Origin of the sequence: Rhodocyclus purpureus (genome assembly GCF_016653115.1) — a bacterium.
Classification (GTDB): domain Bacteria; phylum Pseudomonadota; class Gammaproteobacteria; order Burkholderiales; family Rhodocyclaceae; genus Rhodocyclus; species Rhodocyclus purpureus.
On record NZ_NHRX01000067.1, the window covers coordinates 48,944 to 66,279 of the forward strand.

The 17,336-nt window shown below is 68.2% G+C and carries 13 protein-coding genes; 2 read left to right on the forward strand and 11 right to left on the reverse strand.

Annotation, left to right across the window (positions count from 1 at the left end):
• Positions 1-77 precede the first annotated feature (77 nt).
• The 10 genes from CCR84_RS16835 to CCR84_RS15140 form a co-directional block, all read right to left on the reverse strand.
• Positions 78-929, reverse strand: coding sequence for an ATP-binding protein (locus CCR84_RS16835; RefSeq protein ID WP_201214036.1), 852 nt, complete (start codon positions 927-929; stop codon positions 78-80).
• A gap of 161 nt (positions 930-1,090) precedes the next feature.
• Positions 1,091-3,463: a Tex family protein gene (locus tag CCR84_RS15100; RefSeq protein ID WP_201214038.1), complete on the reverse strand. Its 2,373-nt coding sequence runs from the start codon at positions 3,461-3,463 to the stop codon at positions 1,091-1,093.
• Between the two features lie 158 nt (positions 3,464-3,621).
• Positions 3,622-6,816 (reverse strand): PAS domain-containing protein, encoded by a 3,195-nt coding sequence (locus tag CCR84_RS15105; RefSeq protein WP_201214048.1) that lies wholly within the window; start codon positions 6,814-6,816, stop codon positions 3,622-3,624.
• Between the two features lie 174 nt (positions 6,817-6,990).
• Positions 6,991-7,518 carry a gamma carbonic anhydrase family protein gene (locus tag CCR84_RS15110; protein ID WP_201214430.1) on the reverse strand — a complete coding sequence of 176 codons (528 nt, stop codon included), beginning with the start codon at positions 7,516-7,518 and terminating at the stop codon, positions 6,991-6,993.
• 212 nt (positions 7,519-7,730) lie between these two features.
• Entirely contained in the window at positions 7,731-8,954 is a 1,224-nt protein-coding gene (locus CCR84_RS15115; RefSeq protein WP_242508766.1) for an ABC transporter permease, read from the reverse strand.
• Positions 8,951-9,697 (reverse strand): ABC transporter ATP-binding protein, encoded by a 747-nt coding sequence (locus CCR84_RS15120; RefSeq protein WP_201214050.1) that lies wholly within the window; start codon positions 9,695-9,697, stop codon positions 8,951-8,953. The genes CCR84_RS15115 and CCR84_RS15120 overlap by 4 nt, the downstream gene beginning before the upstream one ends.
• Entirely contained in the window at positions 9,697-10,941 is a 1,245-nt protein-coding gene (locus tag CCR84_RS15125; RefSeq protein ID WP_201214052.1) for an efflux RND transporter periplasmic adaptor subunit, read from the reverse strand. The genes CCR84_RS15120 and CCR84_RS15125 overlap by 1 nt, the downstream gene beginning before the upstream one ends.
• Positions 10,938-12,422, reverse strand: a complete 1,485-nt coding sequence (locus CCR84_RS15130) for a TolC family protein (RefSeq protein ID WP_201214054.1) — start codon at positions 12,420-12,422, stop codon at positions 10,938-10,940. The genes CCR84_RS15125 and CCR84_RS15130 overlap by 4 nt, the downstream gene beginning before the upstream one ends.
• A 101-nt stretch (positions 12,423-12,523) precedes the next feature.
• Positions 12,524-12,841, reverse strand: a complete 318-nt coding sequence (locus tag CCR84_RS15135) for a hypothetical protein (RefSeq protein WP_201214056.1) — start codon at positions 12,839-12,841, stop codon at positions 12,524-12,526.
• Positions 12,842-12,887: 46 nt separating this feature from the next.
• A complete protein-coding gene (locus tag CCR84_RS15140) occupies positions 12,888-13,748 on the reverse strand; it encodes a class I SAM-dependent methyltransferase (RefSeq protein ID WP_201214058.1) in 861 nt (286 codons plus the stop codon).
• Positions 13,749-13,905: 157 nt separating this feature from the next.
• On the opposite strand from CCR84_RS15140, the gene ylqF reads away from it, so the two are divergent.
• Together ylqF and CCR84_RS15150 are read left to right on the forward strand one after the other, a co-directional pair.
• Positions 13,906-14,901, forward strand: coding sequence for a ribosome biogenesis GTPase YlqF (ylqF, locus tag CCR84_RS15145; protein ID WP_201214065.1), 996 nt, complete (start codon positions 13,906-13,908; stop codon positions 14,899-14,901).
• Positions 14,898-15,155 (forward strand): SlyX family protein, encoded by a 258-nt coding sequence (locus CCR84_RS15150; RefSeq protein WP_338052629.1) that lies wholly within the window; start codon positions 14,898-14,900, stop codon positions 15,153-15,155. Before ylqF ends, CCR84_RS15150 begins: the two co-directional genes overlap by 4 nt.
• Positions 15,156-15,190: 35 nt before the next feature.
• On the opposite strand, the gene CCR84_RS16740 is transcribed toward CCR84_RS15150, so the two are convergent.
• Complete coding sequence (locus CCR84_RS16740; RefSeq protein WP_201214067.1) at positions 15,191-17,269, reverse strand: peptidase U32 family protein; 2,079 nt, start codon at positions 17,267-17,269, stop codon at positions 15,191-15,193.
• Between the last annotated feature and the right edge of the window lie 67 nt (positions 17,270-17,336).

Sequence of the window (17,336 nt, forward strand, 5' to 3'; positions counted from 1 at the left end):
CGGCCCGGACTGTTTAGTGGAGCGAAGGCCGATGATCAGGAATTTCCGGGTCATCGGCCAGGAAATTCACGCGCAACTCACGCTACGCAGACGAGCTTGGTTGCGAGCGGCCTCCGGGAAAGGCGGGGAATCGTTACCGAGAATACGCTGCCTCGACCCGGCGCCGTGCGCACGTCGAGCCTCAGGCCCAGGCTGTCCGCGAGTCGTTTGGCGACCGCCAGACCGATGCCGAAGCCATTGTCAGGGTTTCGTTCTGCATTGCCGACCTGGTAGAACTCGTCGAAGATCTTCGCCACGTGCTGCGCATCGATGCCGATTCCCGAGTCCCGCACTTCAATTCGCCAGGCAGCATTACCGGCGCGGCGCACACCGACCAGCACGCTTCCCGAGTCGGTGTAGCGCACCGCATTGCCGATCAGGTTGCGGACGATCCAGCCCAACTGGAAAGGTTCGGTCTTCACCATGGCTTCCGTCGGCACGAGGTGAATGCGCAGACCCTTGCGTGTGGCGGTCGTGAGGTGATTGTCGACGGCGTCTTCAAGCAAGGGTCCGAGCGCGACGGTTTGTGCTGCCGGTTCGCCAAGTCGCTGTGCGCCCAGGGCGGTCAGCGCCGACGAGATCTCGTCGAGCGCCTTCGCGCATGAAGTCAGGCGGGCGACCAGCTGGCGTTGTTCGGCATTGAGCGGGCTGTCGCACAGCGCATCGAGGAACAGGCGCTGGGCCAGCAAGGGCTGTGCCAGATCGTGACCCAGCGCCCGGTAGATCTGCGCGCGATCCCTCCGAGCCGCATCGACCGCCTCCTTGGCCCGCTTCAGTTCTTCGTTCTGCAGCTCAAGCTCGATACGATGGACCTGCAGTTCATGATGGAGGCGAAGGGCTTTAGCCTCGGCGGCCTTCGCCTTGTCGACGCAGCGCCTCTCTGCGTGCACACGCGCACTTCTCACGATACCCCCACTTCATCCCTGGAGTTGCCAGACAAGTAGTTTAAGCGAGTATTCGGAAAAGTTTCAATAGATAAAAAAATTATTTATTATATTCCAAAGATATAATCCGCTTTCTCGAGATGAATTGACTTTATTTTAAAAACATATTAAGAGCGCTTCAGCCGCGCGAACGCTGCGGCCATGGCACCGCCCGCCGGCGCCTGGCTACGCTGTGGCGCAGGGCGCGTGGTCGGGCGGCCGCGCGCTTCGCTGCGACCGCCGTCGCGCGCCTCGCCGCGGCGCTCGCCGCCGGCCGCGCCGGGTTCGTCGTCGAGGCGCATCGAGAGGGCGATGCGCTTGCGCGCGACCTCGACCTCGAGCACCTTGACCTTGACCACGTCGCCGGCCTTGACGACGCTGCGCGGGTCCTTGACGAAGGTTTTCGACAGCGCCGAGATGTGCACGAGCCCATCCTGGTGCACGCCGATGTCGACGAAGGCGCCGAAGTTGGCGACGTTGGTGACGACGCCTTCGAGGATCATCCCCGGACGCAGGTCGGCGATCTCCTCGACGCCTTCGCGGAAGTTGGCGGTCTTGAACTCGGGGCGCGGGTCGCGGCCGGGTTTTTCGAGTTCGCCGAGGATGTCCTTCACCGTCGGCACGCCGAAGCGCTCGTCGGCGAAGCGCGCGGGTTCGAGCGAGCGCAGGAGCTTGCTGTCGCCGATCACTTCGCGCACGCCCTTCTTGATCTCGGCGAGGATGCGCGCGACCAGCGGGTAGGCTTCCGGGTGCACCGCCGACGCGTCGAGCGGCTCGTCGCCGCCGTTGATGCGCAGGAAGCCCGCAGCCTGCTCGAAGGTCTTCGCGCCGAGCCGCGGCACCTCGGTGAGCGCCTTGCGGCTGCGGAAGGGGCCGTTGGCGTCGCGGTGCGCGACGATGTTGGCGGCGAGCGTCGCGTTGAGGCCGGAGACGCGCGTGAGCAGCGGCACCGACGCGGTATTGACGTCGACGCCGACGGCATTGACGCCGTCCTCGACCACCGCGTCGAGCGTGCGCGCCAGCCGGGTCTGGCTGACGTCGTGCTGGTACTGGCCGACACCGATCGACTTCGGGTCGATCTTCACCAGCTCGGCGAGCGGGTCCTGCAGCCGGCGCGCGATCGAGACGGCGCCGCGCAGGCTGACGTCGAGCTCGGGGAACTCGCGCGCGGCGAATTCGGACGCCGAATAGACCGAGGCGCCGGCTTCCGAGACGACGATCGAGCTCATGGCGAGCTCGGGCAGGCGGCGGATCAGCTCGCCGGCGAGGCGATCGGTTTCGCGGCTGGCGGTGCCGTTGCCGATCGCGATCAGCTCGACCTTGTGCTTGCGGGCGAGATGCGCCAGCGTCGCCAGCGATCCCTCGAGGTCGCGGCGCGGTTCGTGCGGGTAGATGGTCGCCGTGTCGACGAGCTTGCCGGTGGCGTCGACGACGGCGACCTTGACGCCGGTCCTGAGGCCGGGGTCGAGCCCCATCGTCACCTTCGGGCCGGCCGGGGCGGCGAGCAGGAGGTCGCGCAGGTTGGCGGCGAAGACGCGGATCGCCTCTTCCTCGGCGCGCTCGCGCAAGGCGCCCATCAGTTCGAGTTCGAGGTGCGGCTGGATCTTGATCCGCCACGCCCAGCGCACCGTTTCGGCGAGCCAGCGGTCGGCGGCGCGGCCGCCCTTCAGCACGCTGTCGCGCACGCCGGCATGCGCGGCGATCAGGCCGAGGATGCGCTGCTCGCCAGGGCTGCTGCGCGCCGGCTTGCCATCCTCGGCGCTCTCGGCGAGTTCGGGCTCGGGCAGCAGCGTGAGTTGCAGCACGCCCTCGTTGCGCCCGCGGAAGAGCGCCAGCGCGCGGTGCGAGGGGATTTCGCCGAGCGCTTCGCTGTAGTCGAAGTAGTCGCGGAACTTGGCGCCCTCGTTCTCCTTGCCTTCGACGACGGTCGCCTTGACGACGCCGTTGTCGGAGAGGCGCTCGCGCAGCACGCCGAGCAGTTCGGCGTCTTCGGCAAGCCGCTCCATGACGATCTGGCGCGCGCCGTCGAGCGCGCTCTTCGCGTCGGGGAAACCGGCGTCGGCGTTGAGGTAAGGGGCGGCGGCTTCCTCGGGAACGCGCGTCGGGTCTTCGATCAGCGCGTCGGCGAGCGGCTCGAGTCCGGCTTCGCGCGCGATCTGTGCCTTGGTGCGGCGCTTCTGCTTGTACGGCAGGTAGAGGTCTTCGAGGCGCTGCTTGGTGTCGGCCTCGGCGATGGCGGCGGCGAGTTCGGGCGTCAGCTTGCCCTGTTCCTCGATCGAGGCGACGATCGCGCGGCGCCGGTCTTCGAGCTCGCGCAGGTACACGAGACGCTCGGCGAGCAGGCGCAGCTGCGTGTCGTCGAGCCCGCCGGTGACTTCCTTGCGGTAGCGCGCGATGAAGGGAACGGTGGCACCCTCGTCGAGCAGGGCGACGGCGGCCTGCACCTGGCGGGGCTGGCAAGCGAGTTCGTCGGCGAGGCGGCGTGCGAGCGCGATCGTCATCGTTCGGGGCTTCCTGTGCTGATGAAAAGGGGGCGAACTATGCGCAATCGGCGCCCAAAAGACAAGTCGGGCAGGCGTCTTCGGGCGGCCTGCGGCAGGACGGATGAACGGAGCCGGATCCTTGACCTCGACCCGTCAAATGCAAACTGTCCCTTCGCTCACTGCGTCGGCAGTTTCCCCACTGCGTCGGCCAGCCGCGCGAGCTCGCCTTCGCACTGGTTGGCCAGGTAGGCGATGACGCCTGCCACGGCGCCGCCGTGCAGGGCCTGAGCGAGCTCGTCGGCCAGGGTGGCGATTCGCCGGGCGCCGAGCAAGCCGGCGATCCCCTTCAGGTCGTGCGCGAGCGCACGCGCAGCTTCGTTCGCGCCGGCTGCCAGATGCGCGCGCAGCCGGCCGATGTCCTCGCGCTTCTCCGTGCTGAAGCGCTGCAACATCGCGCAGTAAGCGTCGAGATCTTCCCGCGAGCGTTTGCGCGAGGCGTCGACCTCGAGCTCGGCGATCTGCATCAGGGCGCGGCACAAGTCGCTGTTTTCCACGTCGTGGGTCCGGGCTGCCGGCGCCTGCTGCCCGAGCCAGCGACCGAGCTCGCTGGCGAGCACTGCCGGAGTGACCGGTTTGGCCAGGTGCGCGCTCATTCCGGAGGCCTGACAGCGCTGACGGTCCTCGGCAAAGGCGTTTGCCGTCAGCGCGATGATCGGCGTGTCCCGGTGTCGCGGCTCGCTGCGGATCGTTTGCGTCGCGACCAGCCCGTCCAGGCGCGGCATGTGCCAGTCCATCAGGATCAGGTCGTAGCTGTGCTGGCGAGCGCTGTCGATGGCTTCGATGCCGTCGGCAGCGACGTCGACCGAACAGCCGAGGTCTTCGAGCATCTCGCGCAGGATGTCGCGACTCTGCGCATGGTCCTCGGCGAGCAGGATTTTCCTGCCCTTGAAGTCTGTGCGCGTGGCGGACTCGCGCTCCGTGTAAGGAACGTAGCCGATCACCCGCTCGCAGTCGAGCTCGAAGCTGAAGCTGGTTCCCTTGCCGACCCGGCTATCGACGCGGATGGTTCCACCCATCATCTCCACCAGTCGCTGGCTGATGGCGAGCCCGAGCCCGCTGCCGCCCTGGCGGCGCGTGGTCGAACTATCGACCTGAGTGAACGGCTGAAAAAGCCGCTGCCGATCGGCCTCGGTGATGCCTTCGCCGGTATCGCTGACGCAGAAGCGCAATCTGACGCGTCCATCGTCCCCGCCGACGCGGTCGATGACGAGCCGTACCGAACCGGCATCGGTGAATTTGATGGCGTTGCTGCACAGGTTGATCAGCACTTGCGACAGGCGCAGCGGATCTCCGTTCAGCCACATCTTTTGCAGCAGGGGGGCGACCTCGGCATGCAGGCTCAGTCCCTTCTCCTGCGCCTTGATCTCGAACATGCGCATGACCCGATCGACGACGTCGCCGAGCCTGAAGTCGCTGCGCTCCAGCGCGATCTGTTCGGCCTCGATCTTGGACAGGTCGAGCACGTCGTTGAGGACGGTGAGCAGGTGTTCCGAACTGGCGCACAGTTCGTCAAGCTTCTCTCGCTGCCAGATGTAGTTCGATTTGCTGCGCAGCAGTTCGGCGAGCCCGATGATCACGTTGAGCGGCGTGCGGATTTCATGGCTCATGTTGGCGAGAAACGCGCTCTTCGCCCTCGTCGCGGCGTCGGCGGCGTCCTTGGCCTGGCGCAACTCGATCTCGGCTTCCTTGCGCTCGGTGACGTCCTGGTTGGTGCCGAAGGCGCTGATCGCCACCCCGTCCGCGTCGAACTCCTGTTCGCCGAGCGCGCGCACCCATTTCACGCGGCCGTCGGCCAGCACCCGGTACTCGACCCGGAAAGGCCGCTCGCCCCTGAGCGCCGCCTGCGCCTCCCGGTGCACGTGGTCGCGGTCGTCGGGATGCACGCAGGCGAAAAACCCAGCGTAGTTCATCGGCGTCCCGGCGGGGATTCCGTAGATCCGGTAGCTCTCTTCCGACCACTCGAGAACGTCGCTGCCCATGTCGAGACGGAAGCTGCCGATCGCTCCCATCGCCTGTGCACGGCGCAAGTCCTCCTCTTTCCTGCGCAGCGCGCTCTCGGCCAGGGTGAGCGCGGTGACGTCGCGCAGCACGCCGCGCATCCGGATCGTCCGCCGCTGGGCGCCTTCACCGGCGAATTGTGCCTGGCCGCTGAAGTTGACCCAGCGCACGCTGCCATCGGGGCGGACGATGCGGTGCGTGTCGTCTATTTGTCCGTCGCCGGCGGGATCCAGAGCGCGGGCGTAAACCTGCCGAAACCTCTCGTTGTCCTCGCGGTGGACGAAATCGGGAACGTCGCCGAAAGGGGTGGCCGGCGCATCGGCAGCGATGCCCAGAATCGTGCGCATCTCGAGCGACCAGTATGCGGATCCGGTCTCCAGGTCGTACTCGAAGACCCCGAATTTCGCCGCCTGCGCCGCCAGCCGCAGCCGCTCCTCGCTTGCGCGCAGTTTCTCCTCGGCCAGCATGCGTTCGGCGAGCAGCGTTCTCAGTTCGGCGTTGTCCTGCGCCAGCCGCTTGCGCTCGGTGGCGTCGATGCATATTCCTGACATGAAGAGCGGCACGCCGGAGGCGTCGTAGGTGGCGTCGCCATAGTCATCGAGCCACTTGATCCTGCCATCGGGGAGAACGATCCGGTACTGGCGGAAGATCGGCGAACGGTTCCTGAGCGCAGTGGCAATGCCGTCCTCGACGTCGGGCAGATCATCCGGATGAACGATCGCCCGCCAGGCCTCGTAGCTGGGTTCGACCCGGTCCGGATCGAGTCCGAGCACGCGGAAATTTCCGTCCGACCAGTAGGCCTTGCCCGTGCGCAGATCACGGCCCCAGGCGCCGGCCTTGGCGCAGCGTTCGGCGATCGAAAAGCGCTCGTTGGCCTGCCGCAGTGCTTCCGCCTGTTGCTTGCGCTCGCTGATGTCCTCGAAGATCGTATAGACGGACGCGACTGCCTGCAGTGGCCCATCGGCGACCGGAACGGCATTGATCCTGATCCAGGTCCTGCGCTCATGGCTAGGCTTGCTGATCCCCATCACCACATCGCGAACCGGCTTTCCCGTCCGCAGCGCCAGCATCGACGGATGCTCGTCGCCGGGGAAGGGAGAGCCGTCTTCCCTGACTGCGCACCAGCGTGGATCCCGCGAAGTGGCGCCGCGTATCTGCTCCGAGTTCAGGCCGAGAATCCGTTCGGCGGCCGGGTTGCTGGCAGTGATCTCGCCGCGGGAATTCTGAAAGACGACGCCGACGGGCAGCGATTCAAAAAGACGAACACTTTGCAGAAATCTTGCGACTTCGTCATCGAGCGAAGGAGTAGCCACGGCGAGTCTCGTCAGCGCGCAGGAAAACCGTAGCATAGCCGATGACATAGTGCCGACGCCATCCCGAAGGGGTACGGTTGGTGTGCCATTGGCAAGTTGTCAGCGATTCCGCCGGCGTAGCCGTTCCTTGCCGTGAAACGCGAGCCCGGGAGTCGGCCGGAACCGAGGAGACGCTCAGTCCGGCAGCAGTTCCAGTTCGCTGAGGCAGCGATGCCAGCGTGCGACGTAGTTGGCAGCGCCGCGCAGGCTCGCGGCGACTTCCTCGTCGGTGAGCTCGCGCACCAGCCGGGCAGGCGAGCCGACGATCAGCGAGCGCTCGGGAAAGACCTTGCCGGCCGGGACCAGCGAGTGGGCGCCGACGATGCTGTTGCGGCCGATGCGCGCATGGTTGAGCACGGTCGATCCCATGCCGATCAGCGCGCCGTCCTCGACCGTGCAGCCGTGCAGCATCACCAGGTGGCCGATCGTCACCGCGCGGCCGAGGGTCAGCGGTGCGCCGGGGTCGGTGTGCAGCACCGAGCTTTCCTGGACGTTGCTCTCTTCGCCGATCACGATCGGTTCGTTGTCGCCGCGCAGCGTGGCGTTCCACCAGACGGAAGCGTTGCGCTGCAGGCGGACGTCACCGATCAGCGTCGCGTTGGGGGCGACCCAGGACTGCGGGTCGATCTGCGGTCGGCGCTCGCCGAAACGGTAAATTGGCATGATCAAGGTGAAACTGCGAAGGGATTGAGGAATGGCGCCAGCAGCCTGTCATCGCGAGCCCGCAGGGCGTGGCGATCCAGTGCGTAGGGCTGGCTTCGGGGTGTCCGCGGATAGATGGTGACGACGCAAAAATGGAAGTACGAACTGGATTGCCGCGGCGCTGCGCGCCTCGCAATGACTGCATCGATCAAGCCATCCTGTCACCCCATAGCTTATTGATAACGCAGCGCCTCGATCGGGTCGAGCGCGGCGGCTTTCTTCGCCGGGTAGAGGCCGAAGAATACGCCGATCGCCGCGGCGACGACGAAGGCGACGAGTCCGGCGCTGCCGGAGATGATCACCGTCGTCTCGGTCAGCGCATTGACCAGCAGCGCGCCGCCGACGCCGGCAGCGAGGCCGATCAGGCAGCCGGCGAGCGAGATCATCAGCGCTTCGAGCAGGAACTGCAGCAGGATGTCGCGCTGGCGCGCGCCGATCGCCAGGCGGATGCCGATCTCGCGCGTGCGTTCGGTGACCGAGACGAGCATGATGTTCATGATGCCGATGCCGCCGACGAGCAGCGAGACGGAAGCGATGGCGCCAAGCAGCAGGGACATGGTCCGCGTCGTCTCGGCCTCGGAATCGGCGATCGCCGTCAGGTTGCGGATCATGAAGTCGTTGTCGGCGCCTTCGCGCAGGCGGTGGCGCTGGCGCAGCAGCGCTGTCATCGCCTTCTCGGCGGCGGGCATCGCCTCGGCCGAGACGGCCTTGACCATCACCATGCGCACCGCACCGCGGAAGGGCGAGCCGAACAGCTTGCGCTGCGCGGTGGTCAGCGGCACGATGATGGTGTCGTCCTGGTCGCGCCCGTCGAGGCTCTGGCCCTTGGGCGCGAGGACGCCGATGACGACGAAGGGGTTCTGCTTGATGCGCAGGGTCTTGCCGACCGGGTTCTCGCCGGCGAACAGGTTCTCGGCGGCGGTCTTGCCGATCAGCGCGACGCGCGTCGCCGCACGCACGTCCGAGTCGGTGAAGGTTTCGCCATCGACGACCGCCCACGAGCGCACGTAGAGGTAGTCGGGCGTGCTGCCGATGACCGAGGTGTTCCAGTTGTTCGATCCATAGACGACCTGCGCCAGGCCTGACTGTGTCGGTGCCACCGCGTCGATCTCGGGCAGTTGCGCGATCGCGTCGGCGTCGTCGCGCGTCAGCGTTGCGCCGGCGCCGCCGCCCATGCGCACGCCGCCCGAACTCGGCGCCCCGGCGAGGACGATGAACAGGTTGCTGCCCATGGTGTTGATCGACTGGCTGACCGCGTACTGCGCGCCCTGGCCGATGGCGAGCATGAGGACGACCGCGCCGACGCCGATCACCATGCCGAGCATGGTGAGGAAGGTGCGCATGCGGTTGGCGCCCATCGCGCGCCAGGCTTCGCCGAGCATCGGAGCGAGCATCATGAGGCTCGTTCCTTCTCCGCCGCAGCGTGTGCATGCGCATGGGCGGTCGATCCGTCATGGACGATGCGTCCGTCGAGGAAGCGCACCAGACGCTGCGCGTGCTGCGCGATGTCAGGCTCGTGCGTGACCAGCGCGATGGTGATTCCCTCGGCGTTGAGTTCGGCGAACATGGCCATGATCTCCTCGCTGGTATGGCTGTCGAGGTTGCCGGTCGGCTCGTCGGCGAGGATCAGTCGCGGCCGGTTGACCAGCGCACGGGCGATCGCGACGCGCTGTTGCTGGCCGCCTGAAATCTGGTTGGGCAGGGAAGGGGCGTAGCGCGCCAGCCCGACTCGCTCCAGCAGTTCGCGTGCGCGCGCCTGCCGCTCGTCGCGCTCGACGCCGGCGTACACCAGTGGCAGCGCGACGTTGTCCTCGAGCGTCATCCGCGGCAGCAGGTTGAAGCCCTGGAAGACGAAGCCGATGGTACCGCCGCGCAGGCGTGCGAGCGCGTCCTGGTCGAGGCTGGCGACGTCGTTGCCGTTCAACAGGTAGCGGCCCGAGCTGGCGCGGTCGAGGCAGCCGAGGATGTTCATGAAGGTCGATTTACCCGACCCCGACGGCCCCATGATGGCGACGAACTCGCCGGGATCGATGACGAGGTCCACGTCCTTCAGTACCGGAAACGGACCGGCCGCGGTGGCGTAGGACTTGCACAGCGACTCGACGCGGATCACCGCGTCGCTGCCTGTTTCCCCGGGCATCAGAACATCCTCATGCCGACCGTGCGCGGCGCGCCGCTGCTGCCGTTGGCGACCGCCTCGCCGACGACGATGCGGTCGTCGGCCCTGAGCTCGCCGTCGATGACTTCGGTGAAGCGGTTGTCGGTGATGCCGAGCGTCAGCCGGACCGGGACCAGTTCGCCGCCGCGCAGCACATGCACCGTCCCGGAAGACGAATCGCGACTGCGCTTGCCGCGGCCTTCGCCTCGGGCTTCTCCACGACCATTACCCGCCTCGCTGGCGCCGCTGTCCGCGGGCGCAGGCTTGCGCATGCCGGCTTCGGGCTTCGTAGCGGCCTCGCCCTCGGGACGGAAGCGCAGCGCCGCGTTGGGGACGCGCAGCACGTCCTGGCGTTCGGCGACGCCGATGCTGACGTAGGCGGTCATTCCCGGCAGCAGGATCTGTTCGGGGTTGTCGACCGAGACGACGACGTTGTAGGTGACGACGTTCTGCTGCGTCGTCGGGTTCAGGCGCAACTGGCGCACCTCGCCGGCAAAGCTGCGGTTGGGGAAGGCGTCCACCGAGAAGCGCACACTCTGCCCGACGCGGATCGCGCCGATGTCGGCCTCGGCGAAGCTCGAATCGATCTGCATGTTCGACAGATCCTGCGCGATCTGGAACAGCGTCGGCGTCTGGAAGCTGGCCGCTACCGTCTGCCCGACGTCGATCGAGCGCGCGACGATGACGCCGGACACCGGCGAACGGATCACTGCGTAGCCGAGGTTGACGCGGTCCTTGTCGGCCTGCGCGCGCGCCAGCGCCAGCTGCGCACGCGCGGCCTTCAAGGCCTGCAGCGACTGGTCGTACTCCTGGCGCGAGACGTACTCCTGCGCGAGCAGTGCCGCCATCCGCTTCTCGTTGGCCTGCGCGAGATCGAGCGCGGCCGCAGCGCTGTCCACGTTGGCGGCGCTCTGCCGCGCCTGCGCGAGCAGCAGCGAGTCGTCGAGTTCGAGCAGGACCTGGCCCTTCTCGACCTTGCTGTTGAAGTCGACGTAGAGCTTGGCGACGCGCCCCGATACCTGCGTGCCGACATTGACCAGCGTCACCGGGTTGAGCGTGCCGTTGGCCGAGACGCTCTGCCGGATGTCGCCGCGGTCCACCGCCTGCAGCTTGTAGCGTTCCTCGATCTTCGGCGTGTTCACCTGCTTCCAGGCAAAGAAAGCGGCTGTCGCCGCGGCCAGCGCGACGGCGGTGATGACGAGCGTTTTCTTCAGCTTGGCGTTCATGGGCGGGCTTTCGTTGCGGCGTCGGGCGCGGGCCCGGATGCGGGGACGGTGGCGGGGCTCGCCACCGGCTGCAGCAGGCTGGCGTCGAGCGAGCCGACTGCCTGCGCCAGCGTCGCGCGTCCGGTGCGCCACTGGAATCGCGCCTGCACGTCCTGCAGGCGGGCGCTGGCCAGCGCGCTCTGCGCGTTGAGCAACTCGATCAGGCTGCCGACCCCGGCCTCGTAACGGCCGCGCGCGACGCGCGCCGACTGTTCGGCACTGGCGAGCAGGTCGGCCGCGCTCTTCACCGACTGCGTTGCGGTGACGAGAGTCTGCCAGGCGTTCCACACGTCGAGCGTCACCTGGCGGCGCATCCTGTCGAGCTGTGCGTCGCGCAGCTCGCGTTGCGCCTCGGCGGCGCGGACGCGGTAATTGGTCGCGAAGCCGGAGAAGAGCGGAATGTCCACGCGCACGCCGAGCGATCCGTCGCGCGTCGCCGGCCCGATGCTGGTGTCGGCGTTGTTGGCTGCGGCTGCCAGCGATACGGTCGGCCAGCCGGCGGAGCGCGCGGCGACGACGTCGGCCTCCGCGGACCTGAGTTGCGCTTCGCTGGCGCGCAGGTCGGGGCGACGGCGACGCGCCTCGTCGATCAGCGCGCCGACGTCCTGCTCGAAGCGCAGGTCGGCCGCCGGGTCGCTGACCGCCGCCAGCGCCGGGAAGCGGTTCGCGTCGCGGCCGATCGCGTTGGCCAAGGCACCCTGCGCGGTCTGCAGCCGGCCCTCGGCTTCGATGCGCAGCAGCGTCGACTGCGACAGGGCGGTCTGCGCCTGCAGGCGGTCGGCGGGGGTGCCGCTGCCGACGCGGTAGCGCGCTTCGGCGGCGCGCAGGCTCTCGCCGGCCGCGCGCTCCGACTCGCGCGTCGCCGCGACTGCGGCCTGGTTGGCATGGACCTGGTAGAAAGCCTGGATCGCGGCGAGGAAGACCGCCTGCAGCGTCGCGTCCTGCGTCTCGTTGGCGGCGACCAGCAACTGGCGCGTGCTCTCGATCGTCGCCGAGCGTCCGCCGAAATCCCAGAGCAGCCAGGAGAGGGTGAGCGCGCTCTTCTGCTGGCGGTAGCGCTCGGCATCGTCCGGGGAGACGCGGTTGGCGCTGAGGGTGGCGGCCAGGGTCGGCAGCCAGGCGGCCTGCGCCGTACCGAGCTGTGCGGCGCGCCAGCGCGCGCTGGCCCAGGCCTCGCGTGTCTGCGGGTTGTGGCACAGCGCGAGGTCGACCACCTCGGGCAACGTCAGCGCGCGTCCCTCGCCCGGGTCGGTGCAGGGCAGCGCAGTTGCGTCGAGACGCTGCTGCGGGGCGGGACTCGTCAGCGCTGCCGTCGAGAACGGGTCGAGCTCGAGCGCGACTGCTCCGTTGCCGAGCGAGGCGAAGAGCGCCAGCAGGGCGGCGCCGAGCGCGCTGCGCGCCGGCTGCCTGACTGCCGTGAGGATTCTGCGAGCGGGGAACATGGGCGAAGAGTATAGCCAGATCGCCGCGTCCGCCGCCGCGCGCCGGGGCAGCCACTTGTTAGCAAATATTGCACCCCTGCGCGCCGCGGCCAGCGGGCCGATCATGCGAAGCGCGCGAGCGACCACGACATGCCGCTGCCGGCGGCGAGCAGCGCGGCGAATGCGAAGATCGCCAGGCGCAGGCGCTTGCCGAGCGCGTTGTCCTGTTCGAGCGAGAGCGCGAACAGGTGCAGCGCCGCCCAGCCGACGAGCAGGCCGGCGCCCAGCGGGACGAGGACCACCTGCAGTTCGACCTTGTTCATCGCCAGCAGCCTGCCCTCGTGCCAGGGAACCGCGACGAACATGCCGAAGCTCCAGAAGAGGGCGGCGGCGCCGGCTGCGCAGAGCAGGGCGCCGAAACGGGTAATCCACTTGTCCATGGGTGTCAGTCGAAAGTTGGAGGGGCGCCGTCAGGCTGTCCGCCTTTCAGACGGCAAAACGGGAGCGCAGTTCCTCGATCCCCATCTCGGCGAGCAGCCAGTCGAGCCGTGCGCCGGCGTCGCCGCGCCGCTGCCCGGTACGCCGGGCGACGATCAGCTCGTTCTTCAGCGAATGTTCCCAGCCGGTGAGTTCGGTCACCGTCACCTGATAGCCGGCGGCTTCGAGCTGCAGGCAGCGCAGCACGTTGGTGAGCTGGCTGCCGAATTCGCGCGTGTGCAGCGGTCGCCGCCACAACTCGGCGAACGCGGTGCGCGCCAGCGACGCGGCCTTGCTGGCGCGCAGGGCGGCGGCGACTTCGGCCTGGCAGCAGGGTACGAGGACGACGTGTCTGGAGTGTCTGGCCAGTGCGAAGCGGATCGCGTCGTCGGTCGCCGTGTCGCAGGCGTGCAGCGCGGTGACGATGTCCACCTCGGCCGGCAGCAGCGGCGAGACGATTGCCTCCTCGACGCTCAGCGCGTGGAAGTCCATGCGCGTGAACCCCAGGCGCGCCGCCAGGGCGCGCGACTTGTCGACGAGTTCGGCGCGCGTCTCGACGCCGACGACGCGCCCGCCGGCACGCGTCTTGAAGAAGCGGTCGTAGAGGATGAAGCCCAGGTAGGACTTGCCGGCGCCGTGATCGACCAGCACCGGATCGTCGCCGGCGGCGAAGCATTCGCCGAGCAGCGGTTCGATGAAGCCGGTCAGGTGCTGCACCTGCTTCAACTTGCGCCGGCTGTCCTGGTTGAGCTTGCCGTCGCGCGTGAGGATGTGCAGTTCCTTGAGCAGTTCGACCGACTGCCCCTCCGTGAGCTCGAGAGACGGATCCCGGCTCCCCGATTTTCTGGCACTGCTGGCGTTGCTAGACAAGGCGGACTCCGGTGACGGTAGGTGTGATTCGGCTGGCGCCGGCCGTCCCGGGCCTGCGCCGTGAGCGATCGAGTATACCGTCTCCCCACCTGGCTTCGCTTATCGCGGATAATGGGGGTCTTTTCACGACAGCGGGTGTTCCCGTCCGCTCATCCTCATGGCAATTCAGTGGTTTCCCGGACACATGGCGTCGGCGCGCAAGAAGGCGGCCGAGGCGATGGCAGGCGTCGACGTCGTCATCGAAGTGGTCGACGCGCGCCTGCCCGAAGCAAGCACCAATCCGCTGGTGCTCGAACTACGCCGGCATCGGCAGCGTCCCTGCCTGAAGATCCTCAACAAGGCCGACCTCGCCGATCCGGCGGCGACGCGCGCCTGGCTCGACCATTACAACGCGATGGCAGGCGTGCATGCGGTCGCATTGTCGTGCCGCAAGCCGAACGAGGCGCAGCGCATCCCGACCCTGTGCCAGCAGCTGGCGCCGCACCGCGACAGCCTCTTGAAGCCCCTGCGCATGATGATCATGGGCGTTCCCAACGTCGGCAAGTCGACGCTCCTGAACGCGCTGGTGAAGCGGCGGATCGCCGCCGTCGGTGACGAGCCGGCGATCACCAAGGCGCTCACCACCTACGACCTGCCGCAGAAGCGCACCATCCTCGATACGCCGGGGCTGCTCTGGCCGAAGATCGAGTACCCCGACGACGGGCTGATGCTCGCCGCCAGCCACTCGATCGGGCGCAATGCCTTTGCCGACACCGAGGTCGCCTGTTTCCTGTCCGGCCTGCTGCTCGAACGCTATCCGGCCCTGCTCACGGCCCGCTACGGCTTCCCGGTCGAGGGCGTCGATGCGGTCGGCGTCATCGAGGGCATCGCCCGCCGCCGCGGCTTTCGCCTCAAGGGCGGCGACGCCGACTTCGACAAGGCCGCCTTCGTGCTGCTGCAGGAGTACCGCGACGGCGTGCTCGGCCGCATCAGCCTGGAGACACCGCAGACACGCGCGGCGATGATCGCCGCCGCCAAGGCGCGGGAAGAGGCGGAGAAGAAGGAAAAGGCGGAGAAGGCCGCGCGCCGCCGTGCCCGGGCCGCCGGGAATGGCGAGGAAGCCGCCGACCAGGCCGCCGAGCCCATCGTCGACGAGCGGGGAGAAGAGCAGTGAGCGCGCGTCGTGACGAGGAAACCGGTGAACTGGCGGGCGAACTGCAGTCGCGCGTCGCCGACCTCGAGATCCGCCTGAACGCGGCCGAGGACCTGGTCGAGACGCTCAACCTCGCGCTCTTCCGCCAGCAGCAGCAACTCGATTTCCTGCAGGAGCAACTGCGCCACCTGCACCGGCAGATCAGCGCTTCGGCGGAGGCCAACGCCCCCGGCGCGCCGCGCAACCTGCGCGACGAGATCCCGCCGCATTACTGAGCCGGGTAAGCCGGCTTTCACGCGGTTTGGCGCGCTCAGTCGGACTTGCCGGTGGGTGGGCGGTTCGGCGACTGGCCTTGGCCGACCAGTTGCATCTCGCAATTCTTGCAGTCGAAGCGCAGGGTGAAACGCTGCTTGCCTCGCGAGAGGGTGAGCGGGGTCGGCTTGCGCGAGAGCGGCGTCGCTTCCGCTGTCGGCGGGACTTTCGGGCAGCCGCCGAAGTTGAAGCGCAGGCAGTGGCGCATGGTCATCAGCGTCACTTCGCCCTTGCCGCCGCCGTCGATCTCGAAGGCGGCCTCGATGTCGGTGACACCGTGTCGCTGCCAGAAGGCGCGCGCGGCGGCGTTGGCGACGTTGGCGTGAAAGTCGAGCTTTTCCTGCGGCCAGAGCGGTGGCGGCGAGGTTTCCGGACGCCGGCCGTCGGCGCGGCGTGCGGCGACGGCCGCTGCCTCGCGCGCGGCGTCGAGTTGCGCGACCGCCTGCCGGCGCAGCGCGTTGAGTTGCGAGGCGGGGATGAAGCGCGGCGCCGCGAGCGCGATCTCGATCGCGTCGGCGACGTAGATCGTCTCGCCGAGACGCGACAGCCCATTGCGGATTGCCGCCTCGGCGCGTTCGTCGTCGTCGGCGCGCTGCCATGGCTGCGCGCTGAAGACGCTGGCCGAGACGCCGGCCTCGTCGGTCAGTTGCAGCGCGAAGCCCTCGCTGCCGTCTTCCCCATGCGCTTCCGAGAAGCGGACGGAGAGCGCGATGCGGCGCTCGGCCGAAGGCTTTTCGAGCAGGCGCTCGAAATCCTGGTCGCGGTTGCGCTGCAAGGTCTGGCCGGGACGCAGTTCGCCGAGCGCTTCCATGCTGGCGGGCCAGATGCGCCATTGCTCGCCCGGGCTTTTTCCTTGCTCCGGCTTGCCGCCATGCGCTGCCGCCGTTCCGCGCTTTTCTGAAGATACGGCCGCGGCCTGGCCTGCCCGGCTGAAGGACTTGCCCACACGTGGGCTAGGCAGCGCTGCGCTGTGCAGCTTCTCGGCGCGATTGACGCGCAGTCCGCCGAGGCTGCCGTCGGCCTTGAAGAAGGACAGGCCGTCGCCGTTGGCGAGCGCGACCGTCGAGCGCAGGTCGATGCTGTCGCGGTTCACGCGGAGCACCTGCCCGATCGCGTCGCCGGCAAAGCCCGGGGTCGCGAAGGCAGCGATCTCCTGCTGGCGCCCGTTGAGGAAGTAGTCGGTACGACCGCGGTTGAAGGTCTTCTCCGGCTGCGGCGTGAAGGTGAACACGCTACGTCCAGACGAGGAACGGCGCAGCGGCGCGCCGGCGCCGGCTTCGAGGATGGCGTCGATCTGCTGCCGGTAGTGGGCGGTGACGTTCTTCACGTAGGCCAAGTCCTTCAGCCGGCCCTCGATCTTGAACGAGCGGATGCCGGCGTCGACCAGCGCGCGCAGGTTGGCGCTCTGGTCGTTGTCCTTGAGCGAGAGGAGGTGCGAGTCCCTGGCCAGCACGCGGCCGTCGCCGTCCGACAGCGTCCACGGCAGCCGGCACATCTGCGAGCACTCGCCGCGGTTGGCGCTGCGCCCGCTGGCGGCGTGGCTGACGTAGCACTGGCCGCTGTAGGAGACGCACAGCGCGCCGTGCACGAAGAATTCGAGCGTCGCGTCGGTGACCTCGGCGATCGCGCGGATCTCGGCGAGCTTCAGTTCGCGCGCCAGCACCAACTGCGAGAAGCCGACGTCCTGCAGGAACCGCGCCTTCTCCGGCGTGCGGATGTCGGTCTGCGTGCTCGCGTGCAGCGCGATCGGCGGCAGGTCGAGTTCGAGCAGGCCCAGGTCCTGCACGATCAGCGCGTCGGCGCCCGCTTCGTAGATCTGCCAGACAAGCTCACGCGCACGCTCGAGTTCGTCGTCGTAGAGGATGGTGTTCAGTGCGACCAGCGTGCGCGCGTTGAAGCGGCGGGCGAAGCGCGCCAGTCGCTCGATGTCGGCGATCGAGGCCGGCGCGCTGGCGCGGGCACCGAAGGCCGGTGCGCCGATATAGACGGCATCGGCGCCGTGGCGGATCGCTTCGATTCCGCAATCGGCGTCGCGCGCGGGGGCGAGCAGTTCGAGGCGTGGTGATCTTGTCGACATCGGGGAGGGCCGCAGTTTTCAGGCCCGCATTGTAGACCCTGCGGCGCTCGCCGCGTGCGCCGGAAAT

Coding starts and splice junctions, on each gene's coding strand:
- CCR84_RS15100 (WP_201214038.1), bottom strand. CDS start 3,463: ATGACGATCGCGCTCGCACGCCGCCTCGCCGACGAACTCGCTTGCCAG.
- CCR84_RS15110 (WP_201214430.1), bottom strand. CDS start 7,518: ATGCCAATTTACCGTTTCGGCGAGCGCCGACCGCAGATCGACCCGCAG.
- CCR84_RS15115 (WP_242508766.1), bottom strand. CDS start 8,954: ATGATGCTCGCTCCGATGCTCGGCGAAGCCTGGCGCGCGATGGGCGCC.
- CCR84_RS15120 (WP_201214050.1), bottom strand. CDS start 9,697: ATGCCCGGGGAAACAGGCAGCGACGCGGTGATCCGCGTCGAGTCGCTG.
- CCR84_RS15125 (WP_201214052.1), bottom strand. CDS start 10,941: ATGAACGCCAAGCTGAAGAAAACGCTCGTCATCACCGCCGTCGCGCTG.
- CCR84_RS15130 (WP_201214054.1), bottom strand. CDS start 12,422: ATGTTCCCCGCTCGCAGAATCCTCACGGCAGTCAGGCAGCCGGCGCGC.
- CCR84_RS15135 (WP_201214056.1), bottom strand. CDS start 12,841: ATGGACAAGTGGATTACCCGTTTCGGCGCCCTGCTCTGCGCAGCCGGC.
- ylqF (WP_201214065.1), top strand. CDS start 13,906: ATGGCAATTCAGTGGTTTCCCGGACACATGGCGTCGGCGCGCAAGAAG.
- CCR84_RS16740 (WP_201214067.1), bottom strand. CDS start 17,269: ATGTCGACAAGATCACCACGCCTCGAACTGCTCGCCCCCGCGCGCGAC.